The following is a 12,418-nucleotide window of genomic DNA, read 5'->3' as shown; positions in this document are numbered from 1 at the left end:
AACGAATTAGTGAATGGTTGGAGCGGCATCTTCAGATGGACGAGCACCAAACTCAGCATGAATCGTTAATGCACACGCTTTAACATGCTCGATAACGTGTTCTAGAAGCTGTGCTTGCTCTTCTAAGTCGTCTTCTTCATCAATACCCAGCTTCGCCATCTCTTCCAGATCAGCCAAGGCTTCTTTGGTACCATCAGACGCTTTGTTTAACGGAGCGCCCACTAAACCCAAACCAGAAATAAAGTGGTTAATCCAATCAGAAACACCATCAGCAAGGTCAAATAGGCTCGCACTTGCGTCTTCATCAGGCAACAACATAGATAATTCCATACCAGAACCAGTAATTTCGCTGGTCGTCACCTTTAATGTAGCTTCTGCTAACGTTAAGACACGATCAGGCCAACCCATGCCTTCATTGGTGTAATCAAAGATCAGTGGTTGCCAGCTTTTATCTGTAAGGTTTAAACCTCCACTTAACATACCCGTTAACAGACCATGCATTTCAGCAGGTGTTACGGCTAGGCTTGCCGATTGAAGTTCAGTCGCAACCGTTAGGTAGTCAGGTAAAGTAGTTTCGCTCATCAGTAGCTCGCTCAGTTATTCTTTATATCGATAGTATAATCGTACCACTTCACCCCAATTCTGGTAAGCATCGATCCCCAGCAATTGAAGGATGACTGACTACCAAATGTTCAATTTGCTGAATTACTGTGTGCTCAAGCTCTCATTTACAAACAGTCACTCTGAAAAGCTTGAATCTTAATAGCGGTTTACCTATAGTTTCTCCCTCAGAGGAGATTGCTTCCTCAGCGGTGTTTGCTCTTTTTCTTTTTCAAAAATGAGAAAGTGCAACAGCCTTAAAAATAGCGCGTTAAAGAGTTCATCCATCATGAGTAATCAAGCGGTAGACGTTGAAATATTAGGAAAACTGACTCGAGTTAATTGTCCTCCAGGGCAAGAGGAGTCATTAATTGCAGCGGCGGCCGATCTTGATAATCGATTGAAAGAGATGGCTGAACGTACTAAGGTAACCAATGAAGTGAAGCTGCTAACGATCGCGGCTCTGAACATTTGCTATGAATTACAAACCAAGAAGTTTGAAGCGAATGATGAACAAAACGCACTGACCGAGCGAATGGAACAGCTCACGACATCACTTTCAGATGTCCTCAGTAAAGTTAAGCACGGACAGCAATAGCGTACACAAAATTTACCCTGGAGTGTTTGTCAGAGGATTCACGTCCCCGAGCCGATAAGCAATCCCTAAGGGTTAGTACTTGAGTGCTATTGAGCATGCTCGGCCCGCCGAGAAGCCTACGGTAATCATTGCTGATCCGCCTTGAACTCGCTGGTTCAAGGGCCATCTATTCTCAACGGCACTTTGGGGTATCCCTTCTTATGAAGACGCTCACACGCAGCGAATTTCGCAAACAGATCCGTATCAAACGCAATACCTTATCTGGCGACCAACAAACTCAATCCGGTATAGACTTAGTTAAGCAGTGCTCTCAGCTTGATGAGATTCAGTCAGCTCAACATATCGCCCTCTATATTTCCATTGATGGCGAACTCAATACCCAGCCTTTAATTGAATGGTTATGGGCGCAAGGTAAACAAACTTATTTACCGGTATTACACCCCTTCTCTGCCGGACATCTGCTGTTTCTACATTACTCACCAACCACATCCACTGTTTTGAATAAGTACGGCATTGTCGAACCTCAGCTCAATCAGATGCTGGTCAAACCTTGTCAGCAACTCGATCTCATTCTGACTCCCCTTGTAGGCTTTGACTCTCAAGGGCATCGCTTAGGCATGGGCGGCGGATATTACGATCGTACCTTGGCTCGATGGTTTGAGACTGGTGAAGGCGCAACGCCAATTGGTTTGGCTCATGATTGCCAGCATGTCGATACACTGCCAATTGAAGAATGGGACATTCCGTTACCTAAAATCGTGACTCCGAGTAAGACTTGGCAATGGGAAAACAACCATTAAAGCGCTATAATCCCGCCGCAAACGTTAACCTCGATATGCAAACGCTAACCCAATATCTAAACGTTAACTTCATCATTACGCAAACGATTAATTCAAAGTACAAGACCTTATTCAGGAGAATGGCATGACTCAAGATGAAATGAAAAAAGCAGCTGGCTGGGCAGCACTTCAATATGTTGAAGAAGGCAGCATTGTAGGTGTAGGTACAGGCTCTACAGTAAATCACTTCATCGACGCACTAGGCACAATGAAAGAAAAAATCAAAGGTGCGGTTTCAAGCTCTGTAGCCTCTACTGAAAAACTAGAAGCGCTGGAAATCAAAGTATTTGAGTGTAATGACGTATTCAAGTTAGACATCTATGTTGATGGCGCAGATGAGATCAACGGTTCACGCGACATGATCAAAGGCGGCGGTGCTGCGTTGACTCGTGAAAAAATCGTAGCGGCTATCTCTGATAAGTTTATTTGTATTGTTGACGGTACTAAAACAGTTGATGTGTTGGGTAAATTCCCACTGCCTGTTGAAGTTATCCCAATGGCACGTTCATATGTTGCACGTGAACTAGTAAAGCTTGGTGGTGACCCAGTTTACCGCGAAGGTTGCACAACCGATAACGGCAACGTAATCCTAGATGTGTACGGCATGGCAATCGAAAACCCGAAACAACTAGAAGATATCATCAACGGTATTGCTGGCGTAGTTACGGTTGGTCTATTTGCTCACCGTGGTGCTGATGTGGTTATCACAGGCACACCTGAAGGGGCAAAAATTGAAGAATAAATAATAGAAGATTGAGTTTTTCTGTTACTTCATTACATACGGTGCCCAAGGGCGCCGTTTTTTTTGCTTTTCGCCTGTAAAATTATGTCTTATTCCGTAATTTTCTTACCCAAAACATTTTTTTTTTGTTACTTTATTGTTCAGAAGACGCACAGGGAAAACGTTTGTCTCCTGACAAAATGGTGAATAAGTTCCTCTTTTAGCCGTTTTGTAGCACGTGCGCCGCATTTGCCCAACCTTTCCATTTTAAGGACGAGAACAATGGCCAAAGTTTCACTGGAAAAAGAAAAAATTAAAATTCTACTTCTAGAGGGTCTTCACCCTTCTTCTGTAGAAGTACTGCAAGCCGCTGGTTACACCAATATTGAGTACCATAAAGGCTCACTACCTGAAGATGAACTTCTTGAAGCAGTGAAAGATGCTCATTTCATTGGTATCCGTTCTCGCACCAACATCTCCCAAGAAGTTATTGATGCAGCAGAAAAGCTAGTTGCAGTCGGTTGTTTCTGTATTGGTACTAACCAAGTTAACCTTCAAGCGGCAGCAAAACGCGGTATCCCTGTTTTCAATGCACCGTTCTCAAATACTCGAAGCGTTGCTGAGCTGGTTCTTGGTCAAGTTTTATTGCTACTACGCGGTATCCCAGAGAAGAATGCTCTTGCTCACCGTGGTATCTGGAAAAAGAGTGCTGACAACTCTTACGAGGCTCGCGGTAAGCGTTTAGGTATCATCGGTTACGGTCACATTGGTACTCAGCTGGGTATTATTGCTGAAAACCTTGGTATGCGTGTTTACTTTTACGATATCGAAAACAAGCTGTCTTTGGGTAACGCAACTCAAGTTCACACTATGACTGACTTGCTGAACAAGTGTGACGTGATCTCTTTGCACGTACCTGAAACCAATGAAACCAAGAACATGATGGGTAAAGAAGAGTTCGAGCGCATGAAGCCTGGTTCTATCTTTATCAATGCAGCACGTGGCACGGTAGTCGATATCCCAGCTCTGTGCGGCGCTCTAGATTCTGGTCACCTTTCAGGTGCAGCAATCGATGTATTCCCAACGGAACCAAAAACCAATGCTGACCCATTTGAGTCACCATTGATGCAGTTCGATAACGTGATCCTAACGCCTCACGTGGGTGGTTCAACTCAGGAAGCACAAGAGAACATCGGTGTTGAAGTAGCAGGTAAGCTTGCTAAGTACTCTGATAATGGCTCTACGCTATCAAGTGTTAACTTCCCTGAGGTTTCACTGCCATTGCATACAGGCACTTCTCGTTTGCTGCACATCCACGAGAACCGTCCAGGTATTCTTACTCAGATCAACACCATCTTCGCTGAAGAAGGGATCAACATTGCAGGTCAGTATCTACAAACTGCCGCAGATATGGGTTATGTGGTTATCGATGTGGAAGCTGATCGTTCACAAGAAGCTCTGCTTAAATTGAAAGAAATCGAAGGCACTATCCGTGCTCGTCTTCTTCACTAATCATCGAATTAGATCATAAGTAAAAATAGAAAAGGCTCTCGCAATGAGAGCCTTTTTAGTATTTGGCCTATGGTAGGTAAAAAGATCATGATGATCCAAAACCTTCTTAAGGTGCGTTCACTACTCTTCTAATTGGTAGATCACGTTGACACGATCACGAATGGTGATCGTTGAATCTTCATAAGAGTTCGATTCTGTTCTTGCATCCATCGCCATTGAACGCATGAGTACAGGCTGTGAAGACTGTGCGTTATAATCCACACGCCACACATCACCTAGATCACGCTCAAAACCACTCGCCAATGATTTGGCTTTCGCTCTTGCATCCTTGATTGCTTCTAAGCGAGCCTGTTCTTGATATTTGGCTTGGTCGCGAACTTGTAGTTGAATGTTATCGATCTGATTAATGCCCTGACCAATAGCAATATCCATATAATCATTTAGGTTAGCTAAATCATTAACTTGAACTGTCACATTACGTGAAGCACGGTAGCCAACCAGTTCAGGCTTACCATCTTTCGGGTAATGGTATTGAGGCGATAAATACAGGTTAGAGCTGTGTACGCTAGCCTCATCAACTCCTGCTTTTTGCAGCTTGTTGAGAAAGCCTGTCACGACTTTATCGACAGTATTTTTAGCTTGTTCAGCCGTCATTGTTGATTCTACAACCCTAACAGAGAATGTTGCCATATCCGGTGTCGCGATCACTTCACCATAGCCCGTCGTTGAAATATGCGGAAAAGAGGGAGAGTTTGCCAATGATGGAAAGCTCACAGCACTCAACGCTGCAGTAAGAGTAAGAGACGTTGCTAAGATTTTTGGTACAAACTTCATTAGGAAAACCCACGCTGAACAAATGTTCTTTTATCATAGAGCAATTTGTCGCATAGCCAATCCTGATACCCAACTTCTAACAGAACTTTGACGATGAAAAAACCAACAGCTTACTGAGGTAAGTGATTGTGAGCATAACTTAATATGGCTTGAGAGATTTCCTTCAACACCCCACTCTCAAGCTGCCAATGGTGCCAATAGATACGATAAGACAGCAAGAAGCCGGGCGTGACATCAATCAGTGTCCCTGATTCCAACTCTTCAACAATCTGCAGTCGAGGGATCAAACAATAGGCGACACCAGAGAGAGCGAGTCGCACAAAAGCTTCTGAACTTCCCACCGTATGATTGATAACGCTGTCTCTCGGAACATTAAAATGATCATGCAAAAACTTCTTATGCAGATCATCGTATTGGTCATACGAAACCGCAGGAGCTTTGGTTAATGTCGAATAGTTCACTCCATCAGAGAAGTAGCGTTGATGAAAGCTAGGACTCGCCACACACACGTAGTCCATACGACCGAGATAGTCAGCGCTGCACCCAGGAATAGGCTGTGATTCCAGACTGATCGCCCCTGCGACTTCCCCACTCTTAATTTTTTCTATCGTTCTAGACTCACCATGAATCGCAAGGTTCAACTCCACTTGACGTGAGTTCATCACATCAGATAACGCGGGTAACAGCCATGTCGCCAAGCTATCAGCATTGGTCGCAATGGACAGGGAAAGAGGTTGAGTACCCTCTTCATTCATCAATTCAGGGACAAGCTCATGCTCTAACAAACGAACACGACGATACAAACCCAACAGTTTTTTCCCTGCCGGTGTTGGCCTTGGCGGACTTTCTCTCACAAGCGCGGGTTGGGCTAACCATTTTTCCAGTTGTTTGATGCGTTGAGACACCGCCGATTGGGAGATATATAACTGCTCGGCAGCCCTTTCAAAACTGCGTTGTTTCACCACAGCATCCAGTGCTTCTATCCATTTATAATCCAATCCACGCATCAACTTGCTTCCTTTTTAACCTAATCACCATCAACATTAGCAACTCTAATAATAGATTAAAATCATTAATTATACTTATTTAAAAGGTCGGAGTATCTTCGCCATATAGCACGTAAATATCGTTAATTAAGTGGAGGTTAAAATGAATTTTTGGGTTTTATTACAAGGTTTTGGTCTAGGGGCAAGCATGATTATCCCTATTGGCGCTCAGAATGCGTACGTCTTAAATCAAGGGATAAAACGCAATCACCACCTAACCACAGCGACGATTTGCAGCCTGCTCGATACCTTGTTCATCTCATTGGGTATTTTTGGTGGCGGAGCGATCTTGTCACAGAATGAATTATTGCTCACCTCAGTGACATTGGGGGGTATCGCCTTTCTTACAGTTTATGGCTTGCTATCACTGCGCAGTGCGTTCAGAACACGTGCCAGTGATGAATCAAAAGGTGAGATATTAGCTCGCGGTAAGCGCACCGTTATTTTAGGTGCATTAGCAGTAACTGTATTAAACCCGCATCTCTATTTGGATACCGTGGTGATTCTAGGATCCATTGGCGGACAGTTTGAAGGCAACGACAGAATCGCTTTTGCTATGGGGACGATCTTGGCTTCGTTCGTGTGGTTTTACTCTTTGTCATTGGGCGCTGCAAAGCTAGGCCCAACGCTATCTAAGCCGAAGGTTAAGAAAGGCATCGATATCGCAGTCGCGACTATGATGTTTGCCATTGCAGCAGTGCTTACCAATGGACTAATTGAGCAATACTGGTAAATCTATTTAGCTTCATAAAACCAACAAAAAGGCGGATAACCTAAGTTACCCGCCTTTTCTTATAAAAGCTTATAGCTATAAAAACTAATTGGAGATTAAGCTTCTACTTTATTCATGTGTACATCCATTTGCGGGAATGGGATTTCGATACCTTCGTTATCCAAGCCTTCTTTGATAGCTTGCATAAGGTCGAAATAAACATTCCAGTAGTCAGCAGTGCTAACCCATGGACGAACAACAAAATTAACTGAAGAATCAGCTAGCGTGTGAACACCTACTTGAACACCTGGATCTTTCAATACGCGCTCATCAGATTCACAGATCTTAGTCAGTAGCGCTTTTGTCTTCTGAAGATCAGCGTTGTAAGAAACACCAATCATTAGGTCAATACGGCGCGTCGCATGACGAGAATAGTTAGTGATTGGGCTACCGATAACGCTTCCGTTAGGTACTACAACCATTTTGTTGTCTGGTGTTGTTAAAACAGTTTGGAAGATCTGAATTGAATCAACTGAACCCGCTACACCACCAATTTCCACGTAGTCACCAGACTTGAATGGACGGAATGCAACGATAAGTACACCCGCTGCAAAGTTAGATAGTGAGCCTTGCAGCGCAAGACCAACGGCTAAACCAGCCGCACCAATAACAGCAACTACAGACGCAGTTTGAACGCCTAAACGACCAAGTGCAGCGATAAGAACAATAACAAACAAAAAGTAACGAACTAAACCGTGGATAAACTCCACAACAGCTCGATCCATCTTCTTCTTCTCAAGAACCTTAGATACGCTATTCGCGACTGCTTTAACAATCAAGTTACCAAAAAATAGAATTATCAGTGCAGAGATAATGTTTACACCGTATTGGATAAATAGATCTGAATTATTTGTTAACCACTGCTCGGCCTGAGATAAACCATCCACAATTGGAGTCTCAAGCGCTGTCGAACTATCAGCCATAATGTGCATCCTCTATATAATATGCTATGAGCTAAACTTACTTTTACAATAATAAACAGTTTAACTCCTGTTAAGTCACTGTGTTAAAAGTAAATTAAAGCCAAGTCCTTTTTATAAACTGAACCAGGTCCAGTTTTTCGGCACGATATCCTATCTTTGACCGATTGCAAAGTCATATTTATGTAAGCTTTTGAATTAATAAAACTTACCAATAAACGCAAATACCGATAACTAAAAGACTACGAAATTTATTCACCGTAGGCTAGGTTTTTCACATATTTAATACAAGTTTTTATCAGACATAAAAAAACCCGCTCAATGAGCGGGTTTTTAAAACTTAAAGAGTACTTAATTCAAAGAATTATAGTACGTCTACAGCATTAAGGTCAGCGAATGCTTTCTCAAGACGAGTAACCATTGAAGACTGAGCAGCACGTAGCCATACGCGTGGATCGTAGTACTTCTTGTTTGGCGCAGCTTCGCCAGTTGGGTTACCGATTTGACCTTGTAGGAAATCGAAGTTATCAGCAGAGTACTGACGGATACCATCCCAAGTTGCCCACTGTGTATCAGTATCGATGTTCATTTTGATAACACCGTAGCCGATAGACTCTTGGATTTCTGCTTCAGAAGAACCAGAACCACCGTGGAATACGAAGTTTAGAGCGTTAGGTGCAATACCGAACTTCTCTGCACAGTATGCTTGAGAGTCACGTAGGATAGTTGGAGTAAGTACAACGTTACCAGCTTGGTAAACACCGTGTACGTTACCGAAAGATGCAGCGATAGTGAAACGTGGGCTAACAGCCATTAGCTTCTCGTATGCGTATGCTACGTCTTCTGGAGAAGTGTAAAGCTCAGATGCGTCCATATCAGAGTTATCAACGCCGTCTTCTTCACCACCAGTACAACCAAGTTCGATCTCGATTGTCATGTCCATTTTAGCCATGCGAGCTAGGTAAGTAGCACATGTTTCGATGTTCTCTTCTAGAGACTCTTCAGAAAGGTCTAGCATGTGAGAAGAGAATAGAGGCTTACCAGTTTGTGCGAAGAACTCTTCACCAGCGTCTAGTAGACCGTCGATCCATGGTAGAAGTTTCTTAGCAGCGTGGTCAGTGTGCAGGATAACTGGAACACCGTAAGACTCAGCGACAGCGTGTACGTATTTTGCACCAGCTACAGCACCAAGAACTTGTGCGCCTTGACCTTCAAGTTTAACGCCTTTACCTGCGAAGAATGCAGCGCCGCCGTTAGAGAACTGAACAACAACTGGAGACTTAACTTTAGCAGCCGCTTCTAGTACTGCGTTAATAGAGTCAGTACCAACAACGTTTACTGCAGGAAGAGCAAATTTGTTTTCTTTTGCTACTTCAAATACTTTCTGTACGTCATCGCCAGAAATTACACCAGGTTTTACAAAATCGAAGATCTTAGACATGGAAATAGTCCTATTTATTCTATTCGTTTTAAGATAAAAAACTTAAGTTTAAAAATTTGCAATCGTTTGCTCACAACTCCCGCTATTCTAGCAAATAAGTGTGATATGCAGCAAACGTTAAAAGGCGAGATTCACATCTCGCCTTTCTAAATCAATTACGCTTTAGCACGCTCTTCAAGCATAGCTACTGCAGGAAGTACTTTGCCTTCAACAAACTCAAGGAAAGCACCGCCACCAGTAGAGATGTAAGAAACATCTGCTTTGATACCGAACTTGTCGATAGCCGCTAGCGTGTCACCACCGCCTGCTACAGAGAAACCTTCAGAGTCCGCGATTGCTTTAGAAATACCAGCAGTACCCGCTTCGAAGTTTTTGAATTCGAATACGCCTACAGGGCCGTTCCAAAGAATCGTTTTTGCGTTGCCGATGATTTCAGCTAGAGCTGCAGTTGAATCTGGGCCAAGGTCGAAGATCATGTCGTCGTCTTGAACTTCAGAAACGTGCTTAATTTCAGCTTCTGCGTTTTCGTCGAATGCTTTAGCACATGCAACGTCAGTCGCTACTGGGATAGCACACTCTTTCATTAGCTTCTTAGCAGTTTCAACTAGGTCAGCTTCGTATAGAGACTTACCTACGTTGTGGCCTTCAGCAGCAATGAACGTGTTCGCGATACCACCACCAACAACAAGTTGGTCAGCGATTTTAGAAAGAGATTCTAGAACGGTTAGTTTAGTAGAAACTTTAGAACCACCAACGATAGCCACTAGTGGGCGAGCTGGGTTGTCCATTGCTTTACCAAGAGCTTCAAGCTCAGCAGCTAGAAGAGGACCAGCACATGCTACAGGAGCGTAAGTACCAACGCCGTGTGTAGAAGCTTGAGCACGGTGAGCTGTACCGAATGCGTCCATCACGAAGATGTCACATAGTGCAGCGTATTGCTTAGAAAGTGCTTCTTCGTTCTTCTTCTCGCCTTTGTTAAAACGAACGTTTTCAAGAACAGTTAGTTCGCCAGCGTTTAGCTCTAGGCCATTTACGTAATCTTTCGCTAGCTTAACTTCGCAGTCTAATGCGTCGTTTAGGTAGTTAACTACAGGAGCTAGAGAGAACTCTTCGTTGTATTCGCCTTCAGTAGGACGACCAAGGTGAGAAGTAACCATAACTTTTGCGCCAGCTTCTAGGCAAAGTTTGATAGTTGGTAGAGATGCTAGGATACGTGCATCTGAAGTTACTTTACCGTCTTTTACTGGTACGTTTAGGTCAGCACGGATAAATACGCGTTTACCTGCAAGTTCCAGGTCAGTCATCTTGATCACAGACATGATTTGTCCTCTCAAATTTAAATAAAAATAAAGTTTTGGAAACTCAGCAACCCTGCTAAGCCTATAAATTATTCAACTGGTAATTCTTTCACTACTAGTAATATGTGGACGCTTAGCATTTAATTCAAGCTAAAAAATAAATAATCCGCACATTTGCTTCCAGGTCTTACTTCTTGCCTTCAGAAGCTTCCATTGCAAGAACCGTATCCAGCATTCGGTTTGCAAAGCCCCATTCATTATCGCACCACACCAGCATTTTCACTAAGTGGCCGTTGCTCACTCGAGTTTGTGAACCATCAACAATTGCGCTATGGGGATCGTGATTAAAATCGATGGAAACGAGCGGCGCTTCAGTATAGTCAACTATATTGTGTAATGTACACTGGGAAGCATTAACAATGGTTTGATTTACGTCATTAACTTTCACATTTGTATTAATTGTGACACTTAAATCCATCGCAGTGACGTTTACCGTCGGCACACGCACAGATATCGCTTCGAACTTGTTAGAAAATTTCGGGAAGATTCTTTCAATACCTTTATGCAATTTAGTGTCGACAGGAATGATAGATTGGCTTGCTGCTCGAGTACGACGCAAGTCGCTATGGTATGCATCAATAACTTGCTGATCATTCATTGAAGAGTGAATGGTCGTAATGGTACCTGACTCAATACCAAAGGCATCATCAAGTACTTTAATGATAGGGACAATACAGTTAGTGGTGCATGAACCATTGGAAACGATTCGGTGGTCAGCTTCGATAGTATCGTGATTTACACCATAGATAATGGTGTTATCAAGGTCGTTAGCACCAGGGTGTGAAAACAGTACCTTTTTAGCTCCAGCAGCGATGTGCGCTAGGCCATCATCTCGGCAACCGTAAACACCGGTACAATCGAGAACAATATCGACTTCAAGATCACGCCAAGGCAACAGTTCAATATCAGCCAGGTGTAAGATACGAATGGTATCAAACTCGCCTTTATCTTCAGCACCAATGCCATGATGAACATAAATGTGCTCTTGATCATTAGAGATTTTCTTGCCGAAGCGGCCGTGACTGGTGTCGTACTGCAATAGGTGAGCCATAGCGTCAGGTTGAGCAAGCTCATTGACCGCTACTACTTTGATTTGTTGGCTTTTGCCACTTTCATAGACAGCGCGCAATACATTGCGCCCTATTCGTCCAAATCCATTTATCGCGACTTTTAGCATAGTTCCGTACATCTAACCAAAATTTCGTGCAACAGATGATAACTGAATCCTACCAAAAAGGCATTACTTGAATAACTCAGTCTACTTAGGACAAATTGATCTGCTGCTTGTAAGGATTAGTCTAGGAGAAAACAAATCCCAGATACAAAAAACCGAGCTCTACGCTCGGTTTTTTCTTTCATTTTACTGTTAACACTAGGCTAGCAATCAATGATTAAGCAAGAAGCTCTTTCGCTGTGTTTACTACGTTTTCAGTAGTGAAACCGAACATCTTGAATAGTTCGCCTGCTGGTGCAGATTCGCCAAACGTTGTCATACCGATGATCTTGCCACCAAAGCCAACGTACTTGTACCAGAAATCAGCGATGCCAGCTTCTACAGCGATACGAGCTGTAACGTCAGATGGCAGTACAGACTCACGGTACTCAGCGTCTTGCTTATCGAACGCGTCAGTAGCAGGCATAGATACTACGCGTACTTTCTTGCCTTCAGCTGTTAGTTCAGCAGCAGCGCTAACCGCTAGTTCAACTTCAGAACCTGTAGCGATAAGGATAAGCTCTGGTTTGCCTTCACAATCTTTCAGGATGTAACCACCCTTAG

The 12,418-nt window shown here is 43.3% G+C and carries 13 protein-coding genes and 1 other RNA gene; 6 read left to right on the top strand and 8 right to left on the bottom strand.

The annotated features are described in order from the left end of the window. Window positions 1–6: 6 nt before the first annotated feature. Window positions 7–582 (bottom strand): YecA family protein, encoded by a 576-nt coding sequence (locus ED652_RS15670; protein ID WP_017108131.1) that lies wholly within the window; start codon window positions 580–582, stop codon window positions 7–9. 307 nt (window positions 583–889) lie between these two features. On the opposite strand from ED652_RS15670, the gene zapA reads away from it, so the two are divergent. From zapA to serA, 5 genes are all read left to right on the top strand, one after another. Then, window positions 890–1,198, top strand: a complete 309-nt coding sequence (zapA, locus tag ED652_RS15665) for a cell division protein ZapA (protein ID WP_004735366.1) — start codon at window positions 890–892, stop codon at window positions 1,196–1,198. A gap of 11 nt (window positions 1,199–1,209) precedes the next feature. After that, window positions 1,210–1,392, top strand: a non-coding RNA gene (ssrS, locus tag ED652_RS15660) — 6S RNA. A gap of 6 nt (window positions 1,393–1,398) precedes the next feature. Continuing rightward, window positions 1,399–1,998 carry a 5-formyltetrahydrofolate cyclo-ligase gene (locus ED652_RS15655; RefSeq protein ID WP_122055423.1) on the top strand — a complete coding sequence of 200 codons (600 nt, stop codon included), beginning with the start codon at window positions 1,399–1,401 and terminating at the stop codon, window positions 1,996–1,998. A gap of 124 nt (window positions 1,999–2,122) precedes the next feature. Beyond that, complete coding sequence (gene rpiA, locus ED652_RS15650; protein ID WP_122055422.1) at window positions 2,123–2,779, top strand: ribose-5-phosphate isomerase RpiA; 657 nt, start codon at window positions 2,123–2,125, stop codon at window positions 2,777–2,779. A 261-nt stretch (window positions 2,780–3,040) separates the two neighbouring features. Next, entirely contained in the window at window positions 3,041–4,270 is a 1,230-nt protein-coding gene (gene serA, locus ED652_RS15645; RefSeq protein ID WP_122055421.1) for a phosphoglycerate dehydrogenase, read from the top strand. 120 nt (window positions 4,271–4,390) lie between these two features. Here the strand turns inward: serA and ED652_RS15640 are convergent, their stop codons facing one another. Beyond that, window positions 4,391–5,104, bottom strand: coding sequence for an oxidative stress defense protein (locus ED652_RS15640; RefSeq protein WP_122055420.1), 714 nt, complete (start codon window positions 5,102–5,104; stop codon window positions 4,391–4,393). Between the two features lie 110 nt (window positions 5,105–5,214). Continuing rightward, a complete protein-coding gene (locus ED652_RS15635) occupies window positions 5,215–6,111 on the bottom strand; it encodes a LysR family transcriptional regulator ArgP (RefSeq protein WP_102383526.1) in 897 nt (298 codons plus the stop codon). A 142-nt stretch (window positions 6,112–6,253) separates the two neighbouring features. On the opposite strand from ED652_RS15635, the gene ED652_RS15630 reads away from it, so the two are divergent. Beyond that, complete coding sequence (locus tag ED652_RS15630) at window positions 6,254–6,883, top strand: LysE/ArgO family amino acid transporter (protein ID WP_122055419.1); 630 nt, start codon at window positions 6,254–6,256, stop codon at window positions 6,881–6,883. A 95-nt stretch (window positions 6,884–6,978) separates the two neighbouring features. Here the strand turns inward: ED652_RS15630 and mscS are convergent, their stop codons facing one another. The 5 genes from mscS to ED652_RS15605 form a co-directional block, all read right to left on the bottom strand. After that, on the bottom strand, window positions 6,979–7,845 hold the full coding sequence (gene mscS, locus ED652_RS15625; RefSeq protein ID WP_122055418.1) for a small-conductance mechanosensitive channel MscS: 867 nt from the start codon (window positions 7,843–7,845) through the stop codon (window positions 6,979–6,981). 361 nt (window positions 7,846–8,206) lie between these two features. Continuing rightward, window positions 8,207–9,283, bottom strand: a complete 1,077-nt coding sequence (fbaA, locus tag ED652_RS15620) for a class II fructose-bisphosphate aldolase (RefSeq protein ID WP_009847671.1) — start codon at window positions 9,281–9,283, stop codon at window positions 8,207–8,209. Between the two features lie 155 nt (window positions 9,284–9,438). Then, window positions 9,439–10,602: a phosphoglycerate kinase gene (locus ED652_RS15615; protein WP_029223491.1), complete on the bottom strand. Its 1,164-nt coding sequence runs from the start codon at window positions 10,600–10,602 to the stop codon at window positions 9,439–9,441. Between the two features lie 166 nt (window positions 10,603–10,768). Beyond that, on the bottom strand, window positions 10,769–11,818 hold the full coding sequence (epd, locus tag ED652_RS15610) for an erythrose-4-phosphate dehydrogenase (RefSeq protein WP_122055417.1): 1,050 nt from the start codon (window positions 11,816–11,818) through the stop codon (window positions 10,769–10,771). A gap of 214 nt (window positions 11,819–12,032) precedes the next feature. Further along, on the bottom strand, window positions 12,033–12,418 hold a 386-nt coding region (locus ED652_RS15605), incomplete at its 5' end, for a transketolase C-terminal domain-containing protein (protein WP_301951208.1).

The organism is Vibrio sp. Evd11 (genome assembly GCF_900382755.1).
GTDB classification, from domain to species: domain Bacteria; phylum Pseudomonadota; class Gammaproteobacteria; order Enterobacterales; family Vibrionaceae; genus Vibrio; species Vibrio lentus.
This window is presented reverse-complemented; position numbering and strand designations above follow the sequence as displayed.